General features: G+C 63.8%; 23 protein-coding genes, 1 tRNA gene, 1 other RNA gene, 1 pseudogene and 1 riboswitch. Of the genes and pseudogenes, 14 read left to right on the forward strand and 12 right to left on the reverse strand.

The window, feature by feature from the left end; genetic code table 11:
- Positions 1 to 81 precede the first annotated feature (81 nt).
- From AC01FP_RS10585 to thiC, 4 genes and pseudogenes are all read left to right on the forward strand, one after another.
- Positions 82 to 297: pseudogene (locus AC01FP_RS10585) on the forward strand (hydrolase); the annotation flags it as partial.
- Entirely contained in the window at positions 294 to 512 is a 219-nt protein-coding gene (locus tag AC01FP_RS10590) for a DUF3188 domain-containing protein (RefSeq protein WP_474480039.1), read from the forward strand. The pseudogene AC01FP_RS10585 and the gene AC01FP_RS10590, both read left to right, overlap by 4 nt.
- Positions 509 to 1,108 carry a HEAT repeat domain-containing protein gene (locus tag AC01FP_RS10595; protein WP_474480041.1) on the forward strand — a complete coding sequence of 200 codons (600 nt, stop codon included), beginning with the start codon at positions 509 to 511 and terminating at the stop codon, positions 1,106 to 1,108. Before AC01FP_RS10590 ends, AC01FP_RS10595 begins: the two co-directional genes overlap by 4 nt.
- Positions 1,109 to 1,113: 5 nt before the next feature.
- Positions 1,114 to 1,221, forward strand: a riboswitch (TPP riboswitch).
- Between the two features lie 42 nt (positions 1,222 to 1,263).
- The gene (gene thiC / locus AC01FP_RS10600) at positions 1,264 to 2,652 is read left to right on the forward strand and encodes a phosphomethylpyrimidine synthase ThiC (RefSeq protein WP_474480043.1); all 1,389 of its coding nucleotides are present in this window, start codon (positions 1,264 to 1,266) and stop codon (positions 2,650 to 2,652) included.
- 166 nt (positions 2,653 to 2,818) lie between these two features.
- Here the strand turns inward: thiC and tkt are convergent, their stop codons facing one another.
- The 3 genes from tkt to acpP are packed head-to-tail and all read right to left on the reverse strand — an operon-like array spanning position 2,819 to position 6,358.
- Positions 2,819 to 4,825 (reverse strand): transketolase, encoded by a 2,007-nt coding sequence (gene tkt / locus AC01FP_RS10605; RefSeq protein WP_474480044.1) that lies wholly within the window; start codon positions 4,823 to 4,825, stop codon positions 2,819 to 2,821.
- Between the two features lie 34 nt (positions 4,826 to 4,859).
- Positions 4,860 to 6,107, reverse strand: a complete 1,248-nt coding sequence (gene fabF / locus AC01FP_RS10610; protein WP_474480045.1) for a beta-ketoacyl-ACP synthase II — start codon at positions 6,105 to 6,107, stop codon at positions 4,860 to 4,862.
- An 8-nt stretch (positions 6,108 to 6,115) separates the two neighbouring features.
- Complete coding sequence (acpP, locus tag AC01FP_RS10615; protein WP_106632933.1) at positions 6,116 to 6,358, reverse strand: acyl carrier protein; 243 nt, start codon at positions 6,356 to 6,358, stop codon at positions 6,116 to 6,118.
- A 151-nt stretch (positions 6,359 to 6,509) separates the two neighbouring features.
- Here acpP and psaC point away from each other — a divergent pair, with 151 nt between their 5' ends.
- Both psaC and glmS read left to right on the forward strand, forming a co-directional pair.
- Positions 6,510 to 6,755, forward strand: a complete 246-nt coding sequence (gene psaC / locus AC01FP_RS10620; RefSeq protein ID WP_006042515.1) for a photosystem I iron-sulfur center protein PsaC — start codon at positions 6,510 to 6,512, stop codon at positions 6,753 to 6,755.
- Between the two features lie 82 nt (positions 6,756 to 6,837).
- Positions 6,838 to 8,757, forward strand: a complete 1,920-nt coding sequence (gene glmS / locus AC01FP_RS10625) for a glutamine--fructose-6-phosphate transaminase (isomerizing) (RefSeq protein ID WP_474480048.1) — start codon at positions 6,838 to 6,840, stop codon at positions 8,755 to 8,757.
- On the opposite strand, the gene AC01FP_RS10630 is transcribed toward glmS, so the two are convergent.
- Complete coding sequence (locus AC01FP_RS10630) at positions 8,744 to 10,228, reverse strand: mannose-1-phosphate guanylyltransferase/mannose-6-phosphate isomerase (RefSeq protein WP_474480050.1); 1,485 nt, start codon at positions 10,226 to 10,228, stop codon at positions 8,744 to 8,746. The two genes, glmS and AC01FP_RS10630, sit on opposite strands and share 14 nt — an antisense overlap.
- Positions 10,229 to 10,303: 75 nt before the next feature.
- The gene (rimM, locus tag AC01FP_RS10635; RefSeq protein WP_474480051.1) at positions 10,304 to 10,876 is read right to left on the reverse strand and encodes a ribosome maturation factor RimM; all 573 of its coding nucleotides are present in this window, start codon (positions 10,874 to 10,876) and stop codon (positions 10,304 to 10,306) included.
- A gap of 52 nt (positions 10,877 to 10,928) precedes the next feature.
- Between rimM and AC01FP_RS10640 the strand changes: the two genes are divergently transcribed.
- Positions 10,929 to 11,108 (forward strand): NAD(P)H dehydrogenase subunit NdhS, encoded by a 180-nt coding sequence (locus AC01FP_RS10640; RefSeq protein ID WP_474480053.1) that lies wholly within the window; start codon positions 10,929 to 10,931, stop codon positions 11,106 to 11,108.
- Here the strand turns inward: AC01FP_RS10640 and AC01FP_RS10645 are convergent.
- Positions 11,086 to 11,805, reverse strand: a complete 720-nt coding sequence (locus AC01FP_RS10645; RefSeq protein ID WP_474480055.1) for a ribonuclease III family protein — start codon at positions 11,803 to 11,805, stop codon at positions 11,086 to 11,088. The genes AC01FP_RS10640 and AC01FP_RS10645 overlap by 23 nt on opposite strands.
- A gap of 19 nt (positions 11,806 to 11,824) precedes the next feature.
- Positions 11,825 to 12,234, reverse strand: an RNA gene (rnpB, locus tag AC01FP_RS10650) — RNase P RNA component class A.
- A gap of 23 nt (positions 12,235 to 12,257) precedes the next feature.
- Here rnpB and AC01FP_RS10655 point away from each other — a divergent pair.
- The 3 genes from AC01FP_RS10655 (at position 12,258) to AC01FP_RS10665 (ending at position 13,304) form a co-directional block, all read left to right on the forward strand.
- Positions 12,258 to 12,331: transfer RNA gene (locus tag AC01FP_RS10655), tRNA-Arg, on the forward strand.
- Positions 12,332 to 12,464: 133 nt separating this feature from the next.
- Complete coding sequence (locus AC01FP_RS10660) at positions 12,465 to 12,797, forward strand: hypothetical protein (RefSeq protein ID WP_474480056.1); 333 nt, start codon at positions 12,465 to 12,467, stop codon at positions 12,795 to 12,797.
- Between the two features lie 36 nt (positions 12,798 to 12,833).
- Positions 12,834 to 13,304, forward strand: coding sequence for a hypothetical protein (locus tag AC01FP_RS10665; protein WP_474480075.1), 471 nt, complete (start codon positions 12,834 to 12,836; stop codon positions 13,302 to 13,304).
- On the opposite strand, the gene AC01FP_RS10670 is transcribed toward AC01FP_RS10665, so the two are convergent.
- Both AC01FP_RS10670 and AC01FP_RS10675 read right to left on the reverse strand, forming a co-directional pair.
- The gene (locus AC01FP_RS10670) at positions 13,301 to 15,823 is read right to left on the reverse strand and encodes a glycogen/starch/alpha-glucan phosphorylase (RefSeq protein WP_474480058.1); all 2,523 of its coding nucleotides are present in this window, start codon (positions 15,821 to 15,823) and stop codon (positions 13,301 to 13,303) included. The genes AC01FP_RS10665 and AC01FP_RS10670 overlap by 4 nt on opposite strands.
- Positions 15,820 to 18,228 carry a phosphoketolase family protein gene (locus AC01FP_RS10675; protein ID WP_474480059.1) on the reverse strand — a complete coding sequence of 803 codons (2,409 nt, stop codon included), beginning with the start codon at positions 18,226 to 18,228 and terminating at the stop codon, positions 15,820 to 15,822. Before AC01FP_RS10675 ends, AC01FP_RS10670 begins: the two co-directional genes overlap by 4 nt.
- Before the next feature lie 143 nt (positions 18,229 to 18,371).
- Between AC01FP_RS10675 and AC01FP_RS10680 the strand changes: the two genes are divergently transcribed.
- The gene (locus AC01FP_RS10680) at positions 18,372 to 19,727 is read left to right on the forward strand and encodes a cation:proton antiporter (RefSeq protein ID WP_474480061.1); all 1,356 of its coding nucleotides are present in this window, start codon (positions 18,372 to 18,374) and stop codon (positions 19,725 to 19,727) included.
- A complete protein-coding gene (locus AC01FP_RS10685) occupies positions 19,708 to 20,241 on the forward strand; it encodes a methyltransferase family protein (RefSeq protein ID WP_474480063.1) in 534 nt (177 codons plus the stop codon). Before AC01FP_RS10680 ends, AC01FP_RS10685 begins: the two co-directional genes overlap by 20 nt.
- Here the strand turns inward: AC01FP_RS10685 and AC01FP_RS10690 are convergent.
- Entirely contained in the window at positions 20,201 to 20,548 is a 348-nt protein-coding gene (locus AC01FP_RS10690; protein WP_474480066.1) for a hypothetical protein, read from the reverse strand. The genes AC01FP_RS10685 and AC01FP_RS10690 overlap by 41 nt on opposite strands.
- Positions 20,549 to 20,572: 24 nt before the next feature.
- Here AC01FP_RS10690 and AC01FP_RS10695 point away from each other — a divergent pair, with 24 nt between their 5' ends.
- Entirely contained in the window at positions 20,573 to 21,523 is a 951-nt protein-coding gene (locus AC01FP_RS10695) for an alpha/beta fold hydrolase (RefSeq protein ID WP_474480068.1), read from the forward strand.
- Here the strand turns inward: AC01FP_RS10695 and AC01FP_RS10700 are convergent.
- Complete coding sequence (locus AC01FP_RS10700) at positions 21,435 to 22,625, reverse strand: FAD-binding oxidoreductase (RefSeq protein ID WP_474480070.1); 1,191 nt, start codon at positions 22,623 to 22,625, stop codon at positions 21,435 to 21,437. The two genes, AC01FP_RS10695 and AC01FP_RS10700, sit on opposite strands and share 89 nt — an antisense overlap.
- 17 nt (positions 22,626 to 22,642) lie before the next feature.
- Here AC01FP_RS10700 and AC01FP_RS10705 point away from each other — a divergent pair, with 17 nt between their 5' ends.
- Complete coding sequence (locus AC01FP_RS10705) at positions 22,643 to 23,980, forward strand: four-carbon acid sugar kinase family protein (protein ID WP_474480072.1); 1,338 nt, start codon at positions 22,643 to 22,645, stop codon at positions 23,978 to 23,980.
- 145 nt (positions 23,981 to 24,125) lie between these two features.
- On the opposite strand, the gene AC01FP_RS10710 is transcribed toward AC01FP_RS10705, so the two are convergent.
- Positions 24,126 to 24,364 (reverse strand): hypothetical protein (locus tag AC01FP_RS10710; protein ID WP_474480073.1); only part of this gene is annotated, 239 nt, incomplete at its 5' end.

Raw genomic sequence — 24,364 nt, forward strand, 5'->3', positions numbered from 1 at the left:
ATCCGCTCATGGCGCTACCCTTAATCAAGGCCGCCTGAATGGCAGCCAAGGAGTGACAACTTTCCTGAAAGTCACCGCCCCCAGGTGCAGTGGCTTGAGCAACCGTCTTTGGGAGCAGAGGATTTCGCCGAATTGCTCGATGGCACCCGCGGCACCATGTTTCGCTTGGGGGTGGCGGGGCCTCAGGGCTGCGCGCCTTTGCATAGCAACAGCTTTGCTCCCGACGAAGCGTCTCTGCCGGTGGGCATTGGCGTGCTCACCTTGAGCCTGCTGCGCTGGATGGAGCGGCGCCCGTGAGGCAAAGGCCCTGGCTGCGTGGGTTGCTGGCCCTCTCCTCGCCCCTGTTGATCCTGCTGGCGCTGCTGGTGCTGCTGCAGCGCCGCGGCGTCGATCGGATTCCAGCCCTGCCGGCCCTGCTGATCGGCACGGGCCTGCTTGTAACCAGTGCCGTGGGGCGGCGGCGGCGGCGGCGAGAGCTGCTGGCGGCCCTGCGCCAGGATGGGGATGTATGACCAATCCGACCAATCCTTCCCCCGATCTTGCGGCCCTGCGTGAGGCCATCCTTTGCGGAGACCCCAGTCGGGCCATGCCCGCCCTGGTGGGACTGCGGGAGGTGCCGGTGGAGCAGGCCGTGCCCTTACTGCTGATCGGGCTGGAGCAAAGCATGTTCATGGTGCGTTCGCTCAGCTGCGCCGGCCTTGGGGTGAAGCAAAACGAGGCCGGCTGGCAGGCGCTGGTGGCTGCGATGCAGGGCGATGAGGACGCCAATGTGCGAGCCGAAGCTGCCAACTCCCTGGTGAGCCATTCCCTTGAGCGGGCCTGGCCCCTGCTGCGTGATGTGTTTTCAACCGATCAGCAGTGGCTGGTGCGCTGCAGCATCCTGTCGGCCCTGGCCGAGCAGCCGGCCATTGATCCGGCCTGGTTGCTGGAGCTGGCTTCGATGGCGATCACAGATGCCGATGGCACGGTGCGGGTGGGTGGCGCCGAAATCCTGGCTCGCCTGGTGCGGGAGCAGGGCGATGCCGAGGCCCGCGCCTTGCTGCAGCAGCTCCAGGCCGACCCCGACCACCGGGTGGTGGCCGCGGCGCTCAATGGTCTACAGAGCTAGGTTGGATAGGTCACTAGGGGTGCCCCGCTGCATTTATGCGGCTTCGGGCTGAGATCACACCCTCCGAACCTGATCCGGGTAATGCCGGCGCAGGGAAGTGGAATTGGATTGTGAAACCACTCTCAGGCTGCGCCCCGCCCTATCTGTAGCCTCACATGCGTAGCGCCTGGATCGAGAAGCGTCGTGGCACCGCGAACTATTCCCAGATGTATTACGCCCGCCAGGGCGTAGTGACTGAAGAAATGGCCTATGTGGCCAAGCGGGAAAACCTGCCCGAGTCGCTGGTGATGGAGGAGGTGGCCCGGGGGCGGATGATCATTCCGGCCAACATCAACCACCTCAATTTGGAGCCGATGGCGATCGGCATCGCCAGCCGCTGCAAGGTGAACGCCAACATCGGCGCCTCTCCCAACGCTTCCGATCTTGATGAGGAGGTGGCCAAGCTGCGCCTGGCAGTGAAATATGGCGCCGACACGGTGATGGATCTCTCCACCGGTGGCGTCAACCTCGATGAGGTGCGCACGGCGATCATCAATGCTTCGCCGGTGCCGATCGGCACGGTGCCCGTTTATCAGGCGCTCGAGAGCGTGCATGGCTCGATCGAGAAGCTCGACGCCGACGACTTCCTGCACATCATCGAGAAGCACTGCCAGCAGGGGGTCGATTACCAGACGATCCACGCCGGCCTGCTGATTGAGCACCTGCCCCTGGTGAAGGGTCGCCTTACCGGCATCGTTAGCCGCGGTGGCGGGATCTTGGCCCAGTGGATGCTTTATCACCACAAACAGAACCCCCTGTTCACGCGCTTCGATGACATCATCGAAATTTTTAAGCGCTACGACTGCAGCTTCTCCCTTGGAGACTCCCTGCGGCCGGGTTGCCAGCACGACGCCTCCGACGCCGCCCAGCTGGCTGAGCTCAAAACCCTCGGCCAGCTCACCCGCCGCGCTTGGGAGCACGACATCCAGGTGATGGTTGAAGGTCCAGGCCATGTGCCGATGGATCAGATCGAATTCAACGTCAAAAAGCAGATGGAGGAGTGCAGCGAGGCCCCCTTCTATGTGCTCGGCCCCCTGGTTACCGACATCGCCCCCGGCTACGACCACATCACCAGCGCCATCGGCGCGGCGATGGCTGGTTGGTATGGCACGGCCATGCTCTGCTATGTGACCCCCAAGGAGCACCTGGGCCTGCCCAATGCCGAGGATGTGCGCGAGGGCCTGATCGCCTACAAGATCGCTGCCCACGCCGCCGATATCGCTCGCCACCGCCCCGGCGCCCGCGACCGGGACGACGAACTCAGCCGGGCCCGCTACGCCTTCGACTGGAACAAGCAGTTTGATCTCTCCCTGGATCCTGAGCGGGCTCGCGAATACCACGACGAAACTCTTCCTGCTGATATCTACAAGCAGGCTGAGTTTTGCTCAATGTGCGGCCCCAAGCACTGCCCAATGCAAACCAAGATCACCGATGAGGATCTAGCTGGGCTGGAGCAGGTGCTGGCGGAGCAGAAAGCAGTTGAGGTAACCGCCGCGGCGGTCTGAGCTGTCAGTCGATCAGCTTGGCAAGCTTGAGAGCCCGGGGGGCGCCCCCCGGGCTTTTTCAGTGGGTGTTCAGTTCATTTCACAACCCAGGCCAGACCTGCAGCTACAAAAAAACCCCACCTTGCGGCGGGGCCTGAATGCTTGGGGCGTGGGCCGAGTCGGAGAATCAGCCCAGCGCCTTGGCAGTGGCAACCACGTTGTCGACGGTGAAGCCAAACTTCTCCATGCAGGCCGGGCCGGGAGCCGAAGCGCCGAAGCGGTCGATCGAGATGCAGGCGCCATCGAAGCCGCTGTATTTGTGCCAGCCGAAGGAGCTTGATGCTTCCACCACAACCCGCTTGCGTACGGCGGCGGGCAGCACGCTTTCGCGGTAAGCGGCATCTTGCTCCTCGAAGAGCTCGATGCAGGGCATCGAGACCACCCGCACGTTTTTGCCTTCGGCGCGCAGCTGGGCTGCTGCCTTGGTGCAGAGCTCCAGTTCAGTACCGGTGCCGATCAGGATCAGCTCGGGGCTGCCGTTGCTGTCTTCGAGGATGTAACCGCCCTTGGCCACATGGGCTGCCGCCGAACCGGGTTGGTTGGCCATGGCCTGGCGGCTGAGGGCCAGCACGGTGGGGCGCTTGCGGTTGGTGACGGCCACCTGGTAGGCCCCCATGGTTTCGTTGCCGTCGCCGGGGCGGATCACCAGCAGGTTGGGGATGGCGCGCAGGTTGGCGAGGGTTTCCACCGGCTGGTGGGTGGGGCCATCTTCGCCCAGGCCGATCGAGTCGTGGGTGAGCACGTAGATGCAACCCAGCTCGCTCAGGGCCGAAAGGCGCATGGCGCCGATCATGTAGCCGGCGAACACCAAGAAGGTGCCGCCATAGGGGATTAGGCCACTGCCGTGGTAGGCGATGCCATTCATGATCGCTGCCATGGCGTGTTCGCGCACACCGAAGTGCAGGTAGCGGTTGGCCTCCCCGCCTTTCTGGAAGCTGGCCTCGCCCTTGATATCGGTGAGGTTGGAGTGGGTCAGGTCAGCGGAGCCGCCGATCAGCTCAGGCAGGTTCGGGCCGAACGCATTGAGGGCGTTGTAGGAGTGCATGCGGGTGGCCAGACCCTTGTCTTCGGGGCTGAAGCTCGGCAGGGTCGAATCCCAACCCTGGGGCAGTTCGCCGCGCAGCTGGCGCTCGAATTCGGCGGCTTCAGTGGGGTACTGGCTGCGGTAGGTGGCCAGGCTGGCGTTCCAGGCGGCTTCGAGGGCTTCACCGCGGCTGATCGCCTGGCGCCAGTGGTCGTAAGCGTCCTGGGGTATTTCGAAGAGCCCGTAATTCCAGTCGAGGGCCTTGCGGGTGAGCTCGGCCTCATCGGCTCCGATGGCCGCGCCGTGGATGCCGGCAGTGTTGGCCTTGTTGGGCGAGCCGTAGCCGATCGTGGTAGTCACCTTGATCAAACTGGGCTTGTCGCTGACTGCCTTGGCGGCCTCAATCGCCCGGGCGATTCCGGCCACATCGGTGTTGCCATCCGCTACATGCTGCACATGCCAGCCGTAGGCCTCATAGCGCTTCAGCACGTCCTCGGTGAAGGACACGGCAGTGTTGCCGTCGATGGTGATGTGGTTGTCGTCGTAAAGAGCAATCAGCTTGCCCAAGCCCAGGTGGCCGGCCAGGGAAGCTGCCTCACTGCTCACACCCTCCTGGTTGCAGCCATCACCCATGATCACGTAGGTGTAGTGGTCCACCAGCTCGCAGCCGGGCTTGTTGAACTTGGCAGCCAGGTGCGCTTCGGCGATGGCCAGGCCAACGGCGTTGGAGATGCCTTGGCCCAGGGGGCCGGTGGTGACCTCAACTCCTGGGGTTTCGAAGGTTTCAGGGTGACCAGGGGTTCGGCTGCCCCACTGGCGGAACTGCTTGATGTCTTCGATGGTCACCGAGTCGTAGCCGGTGAGGTGCAGCAGCGCATAAAGCAACATGCAGCCGTGGCCAGCCGAGAGCACAAAGCGATCCCGGTTGAACCACTTGGGGTTCTTGGGGTTGTGCTTCAGCACCTTGTCCCACAGGGCGAACGCCATCGGTGCACAGCCCATGGGCAGCCCTGGGTGACCGGAATTCGATTTGTTGACCGCGTCGATCGCCAGAAAGCGGATGCTGTTGACGCAGAGCGACTCGAGGGAGGTAGGGGGGGCGGCGACCATGGCTAGGACTGGTGTGGAGGGGAGGGGAGGGTGCTCACGCCATGCGGCGGAAGGCCAGGCAGACGTTGTGACCGCCAAATCCGAAGGAGTTGGAGAGCACGACATTGAGGGTATGTTCCCTGGCCTGATTGGGAACCACATCCAGATCACATGCCGGATCTGGATTTTCGTAGTTGATCGTAGGTGGCACGAGGTTGTGCTCCATCGCCAGCACCACTGCCACCGCCTCAATGCCACCGCTGCCTCCAAGGAGATGGCCTGTCATCGATTTGGTGGAGCTGACGGGAATCTGATAAGCCCGATTCCCGAGGGCGCTCTTGATGGCTGAAGTCTCGTTGCTGTCGTTGGCCTGAGTGCTGGTGCCGTGGGCGTTGACGTAGTCGACCTCACCGGGCTCAAGGCGGGCATCCTTGAGAGCAAGACGCATGGCTTCAGCGCCACCGACACCCCCGGGGGAAGGGGAGGTGATGTGGTGGGCATCGCAGGTCATGCCGTAGCCCACCACCTCCGCCAGGATCTGGGCACCGCGGGCCTGGGCGTGTTCCAGGCTCTCAAGCACGATCACCCCGGCGCCTTCGCCGATCACGAAGCCGTTGCGCTCGGCGTCGAAGGGGCGGCTGGCAGTGCTGGGGTCGTCGTTGCGGAAGGACAGCGCCTTGGCGCTGGCAAAACCCGCCACGCCCAACGGGGTAATGGCGGATTCGGCCCCGCCTGCCACCATCACGTCGGCTAGGCCTAACTGGATCAGCCGGTAGGCGTCACCGATGGCATTGGAACCGGCTGCGCAGGCGGTAGCTACCGCGCTGCTGGGTCCTTTGGCGCCCAGGGCAATCGCCGTCAGGCCAGTGGCCATATTGGGGATCATCATCGGCACGCAGAAAGGGCTGACCCGATCGGGGCCCCGATCTTTGAGCACGTGAGCCTGGGTCTCCATCATCAGCAAACCGCCAACGCCTGAGCCGATGGCCGTACCGACCCGGTGTTGGTTGGATTCATCAATCGTCAGCCCCGCATGGCTAACAGCTTGTTTGGCGGCTATTACCCCAAATTGGCAGAACCGGTCCCAACGCTTGGATTCTTTGAGTTCAAGCCAGCCGGAGGGATCGAAATCCTTGACTTCGGCGGCAAAGCGGCAGGCGTGACGGCTGGCATCAAACAAGGTGATCCCCGCAACGCCGTTTCGCGCAGTACTCAGACCCTCCCAATAACTGGAGACGTCGTTACCGATCGGTGTGATCGCGCCGAGACCGGTGACGACGACGCGCTGGAGACCCTGCACCATGGGGTGGCTCAGGCCTGCTTGTCCTGAATGAACTTGACGGCATCGCCAACAGTCGTGATGCCCTCGGCAGCTTCGTCCGGAATTTCGATGTCAAATGCTTCTTCCAGAGCCATAACTAACTCGACAGTGTCGAGGGAATCGGCACCCAGATCATTCTGAAAATTTGATTCGGGCTTCACTTCCCCAGCATCAACGCTGAGCTGCTCGGCAACGATCGAGCGCACTTTCTCGTAGATCGCTTCCTGGGACATGGCCGCTGTGAGAGTCGATGCACTCTACGGGTCACCCGTCTGGCGGCCTTCCGGCGTATGAACAAGGGTGACGGGCTGAGGGCTCCATTGCTGCGGGTCCGGAGACTGTGGGTACGTTGGGTTCCACGCCGTTTGTTCCCGGCTCAGGCCCATGTCCCACGCCGTCAAGATCTACGACACCTGCATCGGTTGCACCCAATGTGTGCGTGCCTGCCCACTCGATGTGCTCGAGATGGTGCCCTGGGATGGCTGCAAGGCCGGTCAGATCGCATCCTCTCCCCGCACTGAAGATTGCGTTGGCTGTAAGCGCTGTGAAACCGCTTGCCCCACCGACTTCCTCAGCATTCGCGTCTACTTGGGCGACGAAACCAGTCGCTCGATGGGCTTGTCCTACTGAAGATCATTGGCGCTATTGCCAATAAGCTCAAGCCCGGCCTTTAGCCGGGCTTTTTTGTTGCGCTCCTCGCTGGCCCAGGCCTATGTGCGGCATCGTTGCCCTGATTGGATCGCGGGAGGCTGCTCCCCAGCTACTGGAGGGGCTGCGTCAGCTGGAATATCGCGGCTACGACTCCGCCGGCATTGCCACCGTTGACGGGGCTGGCCTCCATTGCCTCAAGGCAGAAGGCAAGCTTGTGAATCTCACGACCCGTTTTGAGGCCCAGGGGGCTCCGGGCCATTGCGGCATCGGCCATACCCGCTGGGCTACCCACGGCAAGCCGGAGGAGCGCAACGCCCACCCTCACCTCGATGGCTCTGGCCGTTTGGCGGTGGTGCAAAACGGCATTATCGAGAACTACCGCGGCTTGCGGGAGGAGCTGCAGGCGGAAGGCGTGGTTTTCCTCTCCGAGACGGACACCGAGGTAATTCCGCACCTGCTGGCTCGGGAGCTGGAGCGCCGCCGGGCGGCAGGTGGCCAGGCCTCCCCGGCGCTGCTACTGGCTGCTTTGCAGGTGGTGCTGCCGCTGCTGCAGGGTGCCTATGCCCTAGCAGTGGTGTGGGCAGAAGCCCCTGGAGCGCTGGTGGTGGCCCGTAAGGCTGCGCCCCTGCTGATCGGCCTGGGGGAGGGGGAGTTTCTTTGTGCCAGCGACACCCCGGCCCTGGCGGGCTTCACCCGCACGATCCTGCCGATGGAAGACGGCGAGGTGGCTCTACTCACTCCGCTGGGCATCGAGCTTTATGACGCCGCAGGCCAGCGGGTGCAACGCAACCCCAGCCTGCTTAGCGGCACCGAGCACGTGGCGGATAAGCGCAGCTTCCGCCATTTCATGCTCAAGGAGATCCACGAGCAGCCCGAAACGGCGGCCCTTTGGGTGGCCCGGCACCTGCCCGAGTCCCTGGCTGGCGAGCTGACCCCACTGGTGGCGCTGCCTCTGGCGGCTGAGGTGTTTGAGGGTGTTGAGCGCATCCAGATCCTGGCCTGCGGCACCAGCCGCCATGCCGCCCAGGTGGGCGCCTTTTTGCTGGAGCAGCTGGCCGGTATTCCCACAAGCGTTTTTTATGCCAGCGAATTTCGGTATGCACCGCCGCCGCTGAGCCCCCACGCGCTCACAATCGGCGTCACCCAGTCTGGGGAAACCGCAGACACCCTGGCGGCCCTTGCCATGGAGCAGGAGCGTCGCAGGCTTGTGGCCGATCCGGCCTACCGGCCGCGGCTGTTGGGCATCACCAACCGGGCCGAAAGCTCCCTGGCCCGGATGGTGGACCACATTCTTGATATTGGCGCCGGCATCGAGGTGGGGGTTGCCGCCACCAAGACCTTCCTTGGCCAACTGCTGGCTTTCTATGGGTTGTCTCTGGCATTTGCTGAGCGGCGGCTGGCCCAGCCGCAGGGTGGCGTTAGCCCGGGCCGCAGCCGCGACGAGCTCAAGGCGCTGGTGGCCGCGTTGCGCCAGTTGCCCCAGCAGCTAGAAGCCCTAGTGGCAGACCACGACCAGCGCTGCGCCGCCCTGGCCCACCGCTTCGAGGGCACCCAGGACGTGATCTTCCTGGGCCGTGGCATCAACTACCCGATTGCCTTGGAAGGTGCTCTCAAGCTCAAGGAGATCAGCTACATCCACGCCGAGGGCTATCCGGCCGGCGAGATGAAGCACGGGCCGATCGCCCTGCTTGATGCAAAGGTGCCCGTGGTGTCAATTGCCATGCCAGGCGCGGTGTTCGACAAGGTGCTCAGCAACGCCCAGGAGGCCAAGGCCCGCGACGCCCAGTTGATCGGTGTGGCGCCCGACTGCCCAGATGCGGAGCTGTTTGATGTTTTGCTGCCGGTGCCTGCGGTAGATGAGTTGATCAGTCCGCTGCTGACCGTGATCCCGATGCAGCTGCTCAGTTATCACATCGCGGCCCACCGGGGCCTGGATGTGGACCAACCCCGCAACCTGGCCAAGAGCGTCACGGTTGAGTGAGGGTCGGAGTGAGGGCATTATCGCTGCGTCCGTAGCGATCTTCAAAGCGGACGATGTCGTCTTCGCCCAGGTACGGGCCGCTCTGCACCTCAATCAGCTCAACAGGGATTTTGCCTGGGTTGGAGAGCCGATGGCGGCAACCCAGGGGGATGTAGGTGCTTTGATTTTCACCTACTAGCTCCAGGTTTCCATCCTTTTCCACCACTGCTGTTCCCTGTACCACGATCCAGTGCTCGGCGCGGTGGTGGTGCATCTGCAGCGACAGGCTGGCACCGGGGTTGACCACGATCCGCTTCACCTGCCAGCGCTCACCCTCGGTGACGCCGTCGTAGGAGCCCCAGGGGCGGTAGATCTTGCGGTGGGCCTTGCTCTCTGGGGCCCCCTCCCTCTCCAGCAGCCCCACTATTGCTTTGACCTCCTGGGCCTGGTCGCGGTGGGCTACCAGCACGACGTCATCGGTTTCCACCACCACCAGATCCTCCACACCGAGACCCACCACCAGCCGATGCTCGCTGCGTAGATAGCAATTGCGGCTCCCCTCGCTGATCACCCGGCCCCGCAGCACGTTGCCGTCGCTGTCTTGATCGGCGGTTTCCCACAGGGCGCTCCAGCTGCCCACATCACTCCAACCTGCCTCCAGGGGCAACACGGCGCCGCGGTCGGTGCGCTCCATCACCGCCACATCCAGAGCCACGCTTGGGCAGCTGGCAAAGGCCTCCCGCTCCAGCCGCAGGAAGTCGAGATCGGCGCTGTCGTGCTCCAGCGAGGAACGGCAGGCGCTCACCACTTCAGGAGCCAGCCGCTCTAATTCCGCCAGGATCGCGCTGGCCTTGAACAGGAACATGCCGCTGTTCCAGGTGAAGCGTCCAGTGGCAAGAAATTGCTCGGCGGTGGCACGATCAGGCTTCTCGATAAAGCGGGCGATCGGCACCGGCGCGCTGGCGCCCACTAGCGACTCGGCTGCTTCGATGTAGCCGTAGCCCGTTTCTGGCGCTGTGGGCACGATTCCAAAGGTGACCAGCTGGCCTGCCTCAGCTGCTGCCATCCCCGCCGCTACCGTGGCGCGGAAGGTGGCGGCATCGCGGATCACGTGGTCTGCCGCGAGCACCAGCAGCAGGGGATCTTCCCCATGGGCCGTGGCCTGCAGCGCTGCCACAGCCACCGCCGGGGCGGTATTGCGGCCGATCGGCTCCAGCAGGATCGCTTGGGGCTCCACGCCGATCTGGCGCAATTGCTCGGCCACGATGAAGCGGTGGTCTTCATTGCAGATCAGCAGAGGTGCGCTGAGGCCCGGCAAGCTCTTCAGGCGCTGCTGGGTTTGCTGCAGCAGGGTGTCTTCTCCCGTGCCTGCCAGGGGCCAATACTGCTTGGGGTAACTAGCTCGCGACAGGGGCCACAGCCTCGTGCCGGTGCCGCCGCATAAAATCACTGGAACGAGAGCACGGCTCGGAGTTGTAGAAGTGTCCGCCATGGGCCGGCCCGCCTAAGTGGCCCTATTCAAGGCCACTTCCAGATATTCAGCCAATAGCTGCAGCCGAATAGTCGCTTAGAGCTCCAGCAACCCGGGGGGCGGGGTGATGCCGATCCAGCCCTCATCCAAATGTACTTCCGGCACGATCGCAGTCACGAAGGGGATCAGCAGTCGCCGCGGGCCATCGGCGGTTTCCTGTTCCACCTCCAGTAGGTCGTTGCCAGCGTGGATCAGATCGCGAACCCGGCCAATTGGTAGTTGATTCTCCAGCAGCCGCACTTCGGTGCCCACTAGGTCGAGCAAGTGAAATTCGCCTTTGGCCAGCTTGGGGCGGTCCGCTAGGGGCACCAGTAACTGATCACCGACCAGGGCTTCGGCTGCTTCCCGGCTGTCGATGGCGGCGAGCCGCACCACAAACAGCTCCTTGCCTGGCAGTTGCCTGCCGCTCAGCAGCTCCACCTGCCGCGGCGCCTCTTCCCGCCGCTGCAACCAGCGCCGGCCTGCCCGGGTGAAGCGCTCCGGGAAATCGCTCATGGGCAGGATCCTCAGCTCGCCCTGCAGCCCTTGGGCTGACACCACCTTGCCAACCACGAGCAGATCTTCGGGGGCAGGAGTGGGGTTTTGGCTGCTGCTGGTTTGATCGGCCATGGCCAGCTACTTCCCGCGTCCCCCGATAATGGACCTATGCCTCGCCTAAACCATGGCTGATATGCCGATCCTGCCGGGCTCCACCGTGGTGGTGCGCGACGACCGTTCGATTTACAACGGCTACCGGGGCTTTGTGCAGCGGATCAGCGGCAAGCAGGCTGCCGTGCTGTTCGAGGGCGGCAACTGGGACAAGCTCGTGACCATGCCGCTCAAGACTCTCGAGCAGGCCTGATCACAGCGAGGGCGGCCCTGGCGGCCTCCTGTTCGGCGCTGCGCCTTGAGGGCCCCCAGCCTGCATAGATTTCCTGGCCCACAATCGCCACGCTGCATTGGAACCGGCGTGGGTCGGCGTGGATTTGGCTGCGCTCCTGGCAGTCGTAGTGCGGCAGGCCCAGCCCGGCTGCTTGGGACCACTCTTGCAGGGCCGACTTCCAGTTGTGGCGGTCTGGATCGGCCAGTAATTCGCTGCTGCTGCGCTGCCAGTGAGGGGTGAGCCAGCGGTGCACCGGCTCCAGTCCGCCCTGGCCGGCGCCCCAGGCTTCATAGAGGCCACCCAGCAGGGCTTCACAACATTCTGCCCGCACAGTGGCCCGTCCGGCCTGGTCGCCGCTGGCCATCGGGCCTAGGTGCAGCACGGATTCGATCTTGCAGTGCTCGCCCAGTTCGGCCAGCCAGCGGTCGCTCACCAATTGGGCTCGCAGGGCCGAGCAGCGCCCAACGCTCAGGCTTGGGTATTGCCGTTGCAGAAACTCGGCTGCGGCCAGGCGCAGCACGGCATCGCCCAGGAATTCCAGGCGCTCGTGGTTGCGGGCCAGGCCCGCTGAGGTATGGCTGAGGGCCTCCTCGATGGGTGCAAGGTCGCGGTCGCCAACCTTCAGGCCCAGAGAGCGCAGGAAGGCAACCAGCTGCTGGTGGCGTTCGGGCCGCATGGGCTGGCGGGGAAAAGGGGGTGAAAGCAGGACGTAAGCCGGGTTCTGTTCTCCCACTAGCGAGCCGGTGGGGGGTGATCATCTGTCTGGGACCGCCGTTGCCGGCGGCCTCGAGCGGCGCACTTGAATCGGGACGGGAATCATGGCCAACCGTTGTCCCTGGGCCTTGCTCCCGGCCGGGGTTTACCTAGCCAGCACCTCTCGATGCTGCTGGTGCGCTCTTACCGCACCCTTGCACCCTTACCTGTGCGGGGGGCGAGCCCCTTGCCATCGGCGGTGTGTTTCTGTGGCACTGTCCTCACGGTCACCCGCACTGGGCGTTACCCAGCAAGCCTGGCCATTGGGGAGCCCGGACTTTCCTCAACCAGGCGCCTCAGCCACCTCCTTGGAGGTGGCTGAGGCGCTGATCGCGATCACCTCGCCTGCTTTCGCATTCCATAATGCCGGCGTATGGGGCTGTAGCTCAGCCGGATAGAGCGACGGTTTCCTAAACCGTAGGTCGTGGGTTCGAGTCCCGCCAGCCCCGTTGTTACCTGGAAGCATCTGCAAGCAACTCCTTCAATGGCATGGCTTTAATGGCACTGAGTAGCGAGCACTACCAGTGGTGGCCTACGTATTTGGAGCATCGGGGCTAGCGTGGCTTTAGTCGTCTGACCGCGATGACCCAGCTTCACGATCTGCGTTTGCGTCTGCTGGTGCAGCAGGAGAGCGAACGCATCGCCGATGGCCAGCCTGATGAGCTCGACCTCTCGGTAGTGCAGGCCCGCTGTCTCTGCTGGCTGGCCCTGCTAGCCGAGGCCCACGAAGAGCAGGCGACCGATGCCGAGCGGAGCGGCGACACTGAGCAGGCCATGGGTTGGTTTGCTGACTCGATGCGGCTGCGCGACGTGATCAACGTGGTGACCTCGATCGAGATCCCCCTGCCGGCTGCCAGTGGTGAGGTCGACGAATTTGGCGATGATTGCTGCGACCAGGGCCCCCTGGCGGTGTGAGTGCCATGATGGGGATTGCCAACCCAAGGGAGTGCGGTGCCCGAAGAGCCCTGCCAATGCCCTGATTGCCAGCGGTTTTATCGGGAACATGACCGATTGATCCGCGAAAATCCCACCCTGCGTCAGCAGCAGGAGCTCAATTGGGCTGCGCTGCAATCGTTTCGCACCCTGGCTGGCCGGGTGATGGAAGAGTTGCAGAAGCAGCAGGAAGCGGCTGAAGCTGCCGCCAATGAGGCCCCCGCCGGCCAAGTAGCAGGGTCAGGAGCTGTTGAGGATCAGGGCGCTGAGCCCGATGCTGTCCAGCAGGCCATGGCCGATCTGGAGAACATCAACGCCCATCTGTTCTCCATAGAAGCGCTGATGGAACGCATCTTTGACGTGCGGGTGCCCGACGAGGTGGAGCAAAAGTTTCGGGAGGTGGCAGGTGAGCTGGCTCCCGATCCGCTTAATGCCGATCGCTTGCGGCTAAATCGGCTACTTCACCAAACCCCAGACTTGCCCGGTTAATCGAGCTCGCAGGTGATCGTGACCGGGAAGCTTTCAGCTTTCCAGATCCGCTCTGCGTAGTCGCGGATTGAGCGATCTGAAGAGAAGAAGCCGCTACGGGCTGAATTCAGCAACGACATGCGGTTCCAACGGCCCCTGTCGGCCCAGGCCCGATCCACTTCGGTTTGGGCACGCAGATAGTCGTTGAAGTCGGCCAGCACAAAGAAGGCATCCCTGCCGGTGAGGTTCTGCAGTAGCGGCCGGAAAAGGTCGCCATCGCCGTTACTGAAGTGACCCTGCTCCACCAATCGCAGGATCTCGGCCAGTTCAGGCATGCTGCCGATCAGCTCCCAGGGTCGATAGCCCGACTGGTGCAGCTCGGAGATCTCCTCGGCGGTTTTACCGAACAGGAAGAAGTTCTCCGCACCTACCTGTTCGCGGATTTCTACGTTGGCGCCATCGAGAGTACCGATGGTCAGCGCTCCGTTCATGGCGAACTTCATGTTGCCGGTGCCGGAAGCTTCCTTACCAGCAGTGGAGATCTGCTCAGATAGATCGGAGGCGGGGTAAACCCGCTCACCCAACTTGACGTTGTAGTCGGCCAAGAAGATCACCCGCAGCCGGCCCTCCATGTCGGGGTCGGAGTTGATCTTTTCGGCGATGCCGTTGATGAAACGAATAATAAGTTTGGCCATGTAGTAGCCCGGTGCAGCCTTGCCGCCGAAGATCACCGTTCGCGGCGCCATACCCTCAGCCAGACCGTTCTTTATGCGCAGATACTGGGCGATCACCTGCAGGGCATTTAGGTGCTGGCGCTTGTATTCGTGGATCCGCTTCACCTGCACGTCGAACAGGGAGGTGGGATCGACCAGGACTCCAGAGTGGCTATGGATATAACGGCTCAGCTGCCCCTTCACCCCGAACTTGGTGGCTTCCCAGCGCTCAAGAAAGCTGCTGTCGTTAACGAACTGCTCCAAGCGGCGCAGCTCATCGAGATCGTTAATCCAGCCGGTGCCGATCGACTCGTTCAGCAGGGCTGAGAGTTGGGGGTTGGCCAGGGCCACCCAGCGCCGGGGTGTGACACCGTTGGTGACATTGGTGAATTTCTCGGGCCATAGGGCCGCAAATTCCGGAAAGAGCTCGGTTTTGACCAGTTCGCTGTGCAGGGCTGCTACGCCGTTGACGTGGTGGGAAGCAACGGTGGCCAGATTGGCCATGCGGACGGCCTTGCTGCCCTCCTCATCGATGATTGATACCTTGGCCAGGATCTGCTCGTTGCCAGGATATTTCAAGCGCACCTCTTGCAAGAAGCGGCGGTTGATCTCGTAGATCAGCTCCAGGTGGCGGGGCAACAGGGAGCCAAATAGCCCCAAGCCCCACTTTTCCAGGGCCTCCGGTAGCAGGGTGTGATTGGTGTAAGAAAGTGAGCTACTGGTGATGTTCCAGGCAACCTCCCAGTCCAGGTGCTTGTCATCGAGCAGCAGGCGCATCAACTCAGCTACGGCGATGGCCGGGTGAGTGTCGTTGAGCTGTACCGCCCAGTGATCGGGGAAATCCGTGATCGGGATGCCGCGGGCATCGAGGTTGCGGATCATGTCCTGGAGGGAGCAGCTCACGAAGAAGTGCTGCTGTTTCAGGCGCAGGCGCCGACCCTCATCGGTGCCGTCGTTGGGATAGAGCACCTTGGAGAGGGTCTCGGAGCCCACCTTCTCTTCTACGGCGCCGTAGTAGTCGCCGCTGTTGAAGGCGTAGAAGTCGAACGATTCGGCGGCATCGGCTCGCCACAATCGCAGCCGGTCGCAGGTGTTGACCCGGTAGCCCAGCACCGGCACGTCGTGGGGAACGCCAATGGCGTGCTCGGCCGGAATCCAGCGCACCCGGTAGGTGCCGTGCTCATCGCGGTAGCTCTCAGTGTGGCCGCCGAAGCCCACGAAGCAGGCTTGATCGGGGTGGGGTAGCTCCCAGGGCCAGCCGCTTTTGAGCCACTTATCGGTGATCTCCACCTGCCAGCCATCGCGAATCAGCTGGTCAAAAATGCCGAATTCATAGCGAATGCCGTAGCCGGTGGCTGGGATTTCCAGCGAGGCCAGCGATTCCAGGAAGCAGGCCGCCAGCCGACCCAGGCCTCCGTTGCCAAGGCCAGGCTCCTCTTCGACGTCGAGGATGTCGTTGATGTCGTTGATGCCGAAACGGCGCAGGGCCTCGGCCGCTTCCTGCTGGATGCCCAACATCAACAGGTTGTTGCCCAGTTGGGGCCCAATCAGAAATTCAGCGGAAAGGTAGGCGACCACCCGGGTTGGGGTGGCACTGAGCGCCTCAATGCCAGCCAGGTATCTGGTCATCAGCCGGTCGCGCACCGCATAGCTGAGGGCCATGTAGAGGTCGTGGCGGCTGGCCGTGGGGGCGAGCTTGCCGAGCGTGTAAAAGAGGTGCTTGGTCATGCCGTCGAAAACGTCGTCGGCGTTCAGGCCACTGCGATCCGGATCGGCGTAGCACCCCGGTGTGGGCAGGCGCAGGTTGCTGGGTTGAAGGTCGCTCATTTGAGGCATCCTCCCGCATGGGCTGCGGCGGCCGGTGGATTCCATCGCCAGTTGGTGACATCCTCCGCATCCATGCCGTGCTCATGGGCGTGGGCCCGGTTGGCCAAGATCGCCTCCTTCATGCGCTCTTTGACGTGGGCGGCGCGGGAGCCAAGACCCGCAACCCGGTCAATCACATCAATAACCAAGTTGAAACGGTCGATCTGATTGTTCATTGCCAGCTCTAGGGGGGTATTGATGTTTCCTTTCTCTTTGTATCCGCGCACGTGGAAGTTGGTGTGGTTGGTGCGGTGGTAAGTGAGTCGGTGGATTAGCCATGGGTAGCCGTGAAAATTGAAGATAACCGGCCGGTTTGTGGTGAACAGACTGTCAAAGTCCCGATCACTGAGGCCGTGGGGGTGTTCGCCCGGAGTGGTGAGAGCAAATAGCTTCACCACATTGAGCACTCGGATTTTGAGGCTCGGGATTTCACGCCGCAGAATTTCAACTGCGGCCAGGGTTTCCTTGGTGGGGATGTCTCCAGCGCAGGCCATCACCACATCAGGCTCGTCGAAGTCGGTGCCGCAGTCGTCGTTGCAGGCCCAGCTCCACAGGCCGATGCCCTTTGCTACGTGGGCCCGGGCCTGCTCAATTGTTAGATATTGCAGGTGTTTCTGCTTGTCAGAAACGATGATGTTGCACACGTTTGTCTCCTGCAGCGCCTGTTCAGCTACCGCCAGCAGGCTGTTGGCATCTGCCGGTAGATAGACGCGCACCACCTCGCCGCTCTTGTTGCCGGCCAGGTCGATGAAGCCAGGATCCTGGTGAGTGAAGCCGTTGTGGTCTTGGCGCCACACGGTGCTGGAGATCAGACAGTTCCACGGGGAGATTGGCGCCCGCCAGGGGGCGTGGTGAATGCAAGATTCCAGCCACTTGGCGTGCTGGTTGAACATCGAAGCAATCACATGGGCGAAGGCCTCGTAGGTGTGGAAAAAGCCGTGGCGGCCGGTGAGTAGGTAGCCCTCCATCATCCCTACCAAGGTGTGTTCGCTCAACATCTCGACAACGCGGCCGCTGCGAGAGAGCTCGCCGCCGTTGAGGTCTTCCGGCAGAAATTCCTCCATCCACACCTTTTTACTGACCTCATAGATGGCTTGCAGCCGGTTGGAGGCGGTTTCATCCGGTCCGAACACCCGCACGGAATCGGGGTTGAGGGCGATGGCATCGCGCAGCAGCTCTCCAAGGGGAGCTGTGTTTTCGGCCTCGTGTTGGCCCGGCTGCTCGACGGGCACGGCGTAGTCAGTGACCGGTGGCAGGTGCAGGCGCCGGCGCAGCAGCCCACCATTGGCATGGGGATTGGAGCCCATGCGGCGCTGGCCGCTGGGCGAGAGGGACCGCAGCTCGGCGTTCAGGGTGCCCTGCCCATCGAAGAGTTCGCCGGGGCGGTAGCTATGCAGCCAGGCCTCGAGTCGCTCTAGCTGGGCTGGGTCCCTCTTGGGATCGGTTAGGGGCACCTGGTGACTGCGCCAGAAGCCTTCCAGCTTTTTGCCATTCAGCTCCGCCGGCCCTGTCCAGCCCTTAGGCGATCGCAAAACAATCATTGGCCAGCGGGGCCGGCTGACGTTGCTGGGATCGCCACTGCGGCGGGCTTCCGCCTGCACCTCCTGAATGCGGTTTATGGCGCTATCCATGGCGGCTGCCATGGCTTGGTGCATCGCCATCGGCTCGCTGCCTTCCACAAACAGGGGCTCCCAGCCGTAGCCCCGCATCAAGCTGGCGAGCTCCTCCCTGGGAATGCGGGCCAGCAGGGTGGGGTTGGCGATTTTGTAGCCGTTCAGGTGCAACACCGGCAGTACGGCGCCGTCGGATGCGGGGTTGAGAAACTTGTTGATGTGCCAGCTGGTCGCCAAGGGCCCGGTTTCCGCCTCGCCATCGCCGACGCAGGCCAGGGCGATCAGGCTGGGGTTGTCGAACACCGCCCCGCAGGCGTGGGAGAGCACGTAGCCGAGCTCGCCGCCCTCGTGGATCGAGCCAGGGGTTTCGGGTGTGCAGTGGCTGCCGATGTGGCCAGGGAAGGAAAACTGTTTGAGAAAGCGCTGCATGCCGGCAGCATCTGTTGACTTGTCTGGATAGGTTTCGCTGTAGGAGCCATCCAGGTAGATAGGTGCCAGCACCCCCGGGGCGCCATGGCCCGGACCAGACAGATAGATCATGTTGAGGTCGTGGGACCGGATCACCCGATTGGCATGGGCCCAGATGAAGGATTGGCCCGGGCTCGAGCCCCAGTGCCCCAGCAGCCGGCTTTTGATGTGAGCGGGCTGCAGCGGTTCGGCCAGCAGGGGATTGTCCTGCAGGTAGATCATCCCCACCGCTAAATAGTTGGCGGCCCGCCACCAGGCATCAAGACGCTGCAATTGCTCTGACATAGCCCGCGTCACCAACTGAATATTCAAACCGTAGCGATGGTTGCTAAAGCCCAAACCTCCGCCCTAATAGAGATGTGGGACCGAACACGTTGGGAGGGGTGGCTTTAAGGTCGCGCCTTCAACTACTGAGCACCCACCGTTTCATGCTTCTGCCAGCGCTTTTGCTTGAAATCGGCAGTCACCAAGCCGAAGTTGCTGAAACCCTTATTTCGGTGGGCGAATTTTTGGTGATCTTTGTGGCGGCCAGGCTGCTGGCAGAGCTGATGGTGCGGGTGCAGCTGCCCACAATTTTGGGGGAGCTGGTAGCAGGTGTTCTGATAGGCATCTCTGGTTTGCATTTGATTGTGCCGCCCGAAACCCAGGTCCAACTCAGTAGTTGGGGCTTGGGCTTGCTTAGCTCTCTGGCGGATCTTTCACCGGAAAAGGTGCAGGAGATCTACGCCGAGACCTTTCCGAATCTGCAGGCGGTTTCCCAGATCGGCCTGTTTGCCCTGTTGTTCCTTACCGGTCTGGAAAGTGAGCTCGATGAGCTGGTAGCGGTGGGTGCCCAAGCCACCACCGTTGCCGTAACTGGGGTGGTGCTTCCCTTTGTCCTAGGTACTGCGGGCCTTTATTACATCTTCCATGTGCCCCTGATTCCGGCGATCTTCGCCGGTGCGGCGATGACGGCCACCAGCATCGGCATCACCGCCAGCGTGTTTGGTGAGTTGAAATTTCTGCGCACCCGCGAGGGTCAGACGGTGATCGGTGCGGCCGTACTCGATGACATCCTCGGCATCGTGATCCTTGCCGTGGTGGTGAGCCTGGCTGGCGGCGAGGGCTTCAGCCCTGGCCCGATCCTGAAGTTGGTTGCGGCGGCAGGAGTGTTTGTGGCCGCAGCCCTGTTCCTGAGCCGCACGGCCGCTCCCGGCTTTGACTGGCTGCTCGACCAGCTCAAGGCCCCTGGCGAAGTGGTGGTGGCGGCCTTCGTGGTGTTGTCGCTCTGCTGCTTTGTGGCCCAGGCGATCGGCCTGGAAGCGGCTCTTGGCGCTTTCGCTGCGGGCTTGATTCTCAGCTCTTCTAAGCACACCCATGCGATACAGGACACCGTTAAGCCCCTAGTTGCCCTGTTTGCCACGATCTTCTTCGTGCTGATTGGCACAGGCATGGATCTCTCGGTGCTCAACCCGATGAACCCCGAAAACCGGGAGGGTCTGATCGTGGCGGCCTTCCTGCTCACTGTGGCGATTGTGGGCAAGGTGGCAACCGGCTGGAGCTACATCAGCAAGGAGAAAACCAACCGGTTGGTGGTGGGTTTGGGGATGATGCCCCGCGGCGAGGTTGGTTTGATTTTTCTTGGCCTGGGTACCCAGGCTGGCCTGCTGACCAAGCCGCTGGAGGCCGCAATCTTGCTGATGGTGATCGGCACCACCTTCCTGGCGCCGATCCTGCTCAGACTGGTGCTGGGTGGCAGCGCTGGAGGTCCGGATCTTGATCCACTTGCCGAAATTCCAACCTGAGCGCTGGGGTCTGAGTTGGGCGGGCTGGCTAGACAACCGCCACGGTGAGTGGTGGCTGCTGGCCCAGCTGGCCCTGATTGCTGCCCACCTGCTGCCGCCCTGGCCTGCCCCCGGCGCCTGGGGCTACGCCTGGCCCCTGCCCCTGGCTTTGGCCGGCGCCGTTTTGCTACTGCTGGGCCTGGTGTTGGCGGCTCAGGCGTTCTGGGGGCTGGGCTCCAGCCTTACGCCCCTGCCTGATCCGATTCCTGGCGCCCCATTGGTGACAAGCGGCGCCTACGGCCGTTGCCGTCACCCCCTCTATCAAGCGGTGCTGCTTTGTTCGCTGGGGGTGAGCTTGGCCCTGGGCAGCCTGTTGCATCTGGCCTTGCTGCTGGCCCTGGTGGCCGTGCTGGGCGGTAAGGCGCGCCGCGAGGAGCGGGCCCTTGAGCTTGTCCACCCCGATTACGCCACCTACCGGGCCCGCACACCAGCAATCATTCCCCGTCTTCCCTGGCTCGACTGGCGAGCGCTGTGAACAGCCCCCAGCCGGCAGCGATCAGGCCGAGGCTGCTGGCCCAGTCGGGGCCCAGGGCCCAGCTCAGGCCCAGGTCGGCCAGCACCCCGATGGCCAGGGCCAGCAGCAGGCTGCTAATAACCAACACCACCTGCTGAACAGCGCTCGGCAGGGAGCCCGCGGCCAGGGCTTCCTCTAGGCGCCCCAGGGGGCCGCTCAAAGGGAGGTAGAGGGCCAGGGCCCACAGGGCAATCCCCGGCAGGAAGGGGCTCCAGTCAGGGCTGGTGAGGGGCAATGGCGCGCCGCAGATCTCCCTAGCATCAACCACCCTGGACAAATCAAGGTGGCTTCCTTGTCTGTACCCCAGCCCTGGAGCTACGCCGGCCATCCAGTGCACGCCATCGCAGCGGCGCCAGCTGAGCCCGAGGGTCCCGCGATCCTGCTGGTGCATGGCTTTGGTGCTTCCACGGACCACTGGCGCCACAACATTCCCGTGCTGGCCCAGCGCCATGAGGTGCACGCCATCGACCTGCTGGGTTTCGGTCGCAGCGCCAAGCCGGCCGAACTTGCCTACGGCGGCCCCCTCTGGCGCGACCAGCTGACCGCATACGTGCACGAGCGCATCGGCCGACCGACGGTGCTGGCGGGCAATTCCCTTGGCGGTTTTTCAGCCCTGGCGGCTGGCGCTGCCCTAGGGGACAAGGCGGCCGGGGTGGTGCTGCTGAATGCGGCAGGGCCGTTCAGCGATGAGCAGGCGCCGCCTAAGGGCTGGGGAGCGATCACCCGCCAGACCATTGCGGGAGCCCTGCTCAAAAGTCCGGTTCTGCAGCGGTTGTTGTTTGAAAATTTGCGCCGGCCGACCACGATTCGCCGCACCCTCAACCAGGTGTATGTCGACAAGACCAACGTCGATGAGGCCTTGGTGGAGGCGATCCGGCGGCCATCGCTGGATCCGGGTGCCTTCGGTGTTTTTCGCACCGTGTTTGATATCCCCCGCGGCCAGCCCCTCGATGAGTTGTTTGTCCAGCTGACATGCCCGTTGCTGTTGCTTTGGGGTATCCGCGACCCCTGGATCAATGCCGTGGGCCGGCGGGCTGCCTTCCAGCGCCATGCTCCTGCGGGCACCAGGGAAGTGGTGCTCGAGGCGGGTCACTGTCCCCACGACGAGGTGCCAGATCAGGTGAATGCTGCCCTGCTCGACTGGATCGCCGGCCTCAGCTCCGGGGCGGCTCCACTCCCGGCAGATTCACTCCAGGCAGACGACCGCGCGACAGTTGCTGCTTCGGGTCAAACTGCCGCTTGATCGCTTCGATCAGGGGCCGTGATGGGGCATCTAGCCAGGCCGGCAGTTGGCTGCTGGCGGGCTGGCGCAACACCGTCAGGTAGCCGCCACCCTGCTGGCAATGGCGCCTGAGCGCCTCCACCTTGTAGGTCGGCAGGGCTGAGGCAGTTGCCCAGGCCAGGCCGATGCCACTGCCAGCCCCCAGGACCACCGGCAAGCCGGCCAGGGCTGGATCGGCGAGCAGGGCCGTCGCCAGGCTGGGGCGCACCGCCAGCCGCAGCAACCAGTCGCTGGACCCAGTTTCAGGCCCTTGGCTTTGGCCTACCAGGCTTGCGAGTTCGGCGGGTTCAAGAGTTTGGGCCGTAATTGCCAAGGGAGCAGCCTTGGCGGCGATGCAGCCGATCTGCTCATTGAGAGTGAGGGCGTTGATGCTGGCCAGGCTGATCAGCAGCCCGGTGTTGTCTTCTTGGCGGGCAGAGGGGCGCCACCAGTCGATCCGCTCCGGGCTGAGGCTTGAGCCCAGCAGCCAGGAGGCCAGGGGTCCGAGGGCTTCGAGCGGCCCCTCCAGTTTAAGGCCGCGCCGCTGGGGTGGCTCCGGCATAGTGCGCAGCGTGAGGCTGCTGATCAGGCCTAAGGACCCCCAGCTGCCCGCCATCAAGCGCATCAGGTCGTAGCCGGCCACGTTTTTCACCACCTTGCCCCCGGCCCGGGCGCGGGTGCCGTCGCTGCGGATCAATTCCAGGCCAATGATCTGGTCGCGCACGCCCAGATAGCGCTGGCGCAGCCCGCCGGCCAGGCCCCTGGCCACCAGGCCGCCCAGGCTGCCGCTGGCTTGGCCGCCCAGGTCACTGCCCCAGGGCCAGTCAACGGCTAGCCATTGCCTGTGGTGGGCTAGTTCGGCTTGCAATTCGACCAGGGGCGTACCAGCTAGGGCCGTCACAGTGAAATCGCCAGGGCTGTGCTCAACGATGCCGCTCAGCCGCCTACAGCTCACGGTGGCGCTGGCGCCCATAACTGGCGGCCCCCAGTTGAGTCGGCTGCCCAGGCCGGCGGGTTGCCAGGGCGCAGCCTGCTGGTGCAGCTCGCGCACCAGCTCCTGCAGCTCCCAGGGCTCCGGAGTCATCACGGCACGATGGTGCCATGGCCGCCTCCTCCAAAGTCATCGTCATCGACGATGACCCCACCGGCTCCCAGACGGTGCACAGCTGCCCGCTGCTGCTGCGTTGGGATGCCGCCACCTTGGCGGCGGGGCTGCGGCACCCTTCGCCGCTGCTGTTTCTGCTGGCAAACACCCGGGCCCTGGCGCCGGCAGCGGCCGCGGAGCGGGTGCGCCAGATCTGCCGGGCCCTGGCCGCGGCCCTGCCCTTGGCAGGCATTGAGCGTTGGTGGCTGGTGAGTCGTGGCGACTCCACCCTGCGGGGTCACTTTCCTTTGGAGGTGGAGGTGATCGCGGCCGAGCTCGGCCCCTTTGCCGCCACTTTGTTGATCCCGGCCTTTTTTGAGGGGGGCCGCACCACCGTGGAGGGGGTGCATCTCCTGCACGGCCAGCCCGTGCACGAAACCGCCTTCGCCCGCGACCGCCTGTTTGGCTACGCCAGCAGCGATCTACCGGTTTGGGTGGAGGAAAAAAGTGGGGGCCGTATCGCTGCTCACCAGGTCCAGCGTCTGACGGGCGCCGAGTTGGATGAGGCCGTAAGCGAAGGCGGCCAGGCCCTGGCGGAGCGACTGGCGGCCCTAGACGGCGGGCCCGTGGTAGCCGTTGACGGGGAGCGACCTGAGCAACTGGCCGCCCTGGCCCAGGTGGTGCGCCAGGCCTGGCCCCGGGCGCTGCTTTCCCAGTCGGCGGCCAGTTGGATCCAGGCCTTAGCGGCTTTGCCGCCCCAGCCCCTGGCTGGAGCTGCCCTGGCCCGGTTGCGCCGCCCCAAGCCAGGGCTGGTGCTGGTGGGCTCCCACGTGCCCTTGGCTGATGCCCAGCTCACCCAGCTGCTGACGGAGCCCCGCTGCGTGGGGCTGGAGCTGCCCGTCGCCAAGTTGGCGCGGCTGCTGGAAGGCCCCCTGCCGGAGCCCCTGCTGGCTTCCCTGGAGGCCGACTGGCTGGTTCAGTTGCGGCGGGTGCTGGCCCAGGGGCAAACGCCTGTGCTGTACACCAGCCGGGGTGAGCTCCAGTGCGGATCAGTGGCGCTGCGCCGCCGCTTAGGCGACGCTCTGGCGGCGCTGATGGCCCGGCTGGCTGCTGCCCTGGCGCCCCAGCTTGGTTACCTGATCAGCAAGGGGGGCATCACCACCCACACCCTGCTGGCCGATGGTCTGGCTCTGGCGGCGGTGGAATTGCAAGGCCAGCTGCTGCCGGGGCTTTCCTTGGTGCTGGCTGATCTGCCAGAGCCACTGCCGGTGCTCACCTTCCCTGGCAACCTCGGTGATGGGGACACGCTGCGGCTGGCCTGGCGCTGGATGGAAGGCTTGGAAAGCGCGGATTAACTCGTCTCCTCTGCTAAGGGTCCTCGCTTCGCCAACAGGCAGACGCCCTAGCCCATGGAAACCAGGGCTAGGGCGGCAAGGCTGCCTAGCTAGTCGTTTATCTTGAAGTGGTGTGCTAACGCGCAGCTCCGATGCCGTTGCGACCCTAAAGCCTGCGGGCGGGGCGGTTTCCGGAGCGTCCCAAGGCCGGGTCGAGGGCTGCTGTGGCTTCTACGCAGGTGAGCAGGGTCTCGGCGGCGTAGTCGCGGTTGAACTGGCCTAGCTCCAGGCCCAGTTCGAGTGCTTCCAGCCGGGCCTTGGCTGTCTGGCAGCGATTCACCTTCTCTTCCAGCCGGCTCGACTGCAGCAGTTGGCCGCTGGCAGACGCCAGAGCGGAGAGCAGGG

Source organism: Cyanobium sp. NIVA-CYA 375 (assembly GCF_056108345.1).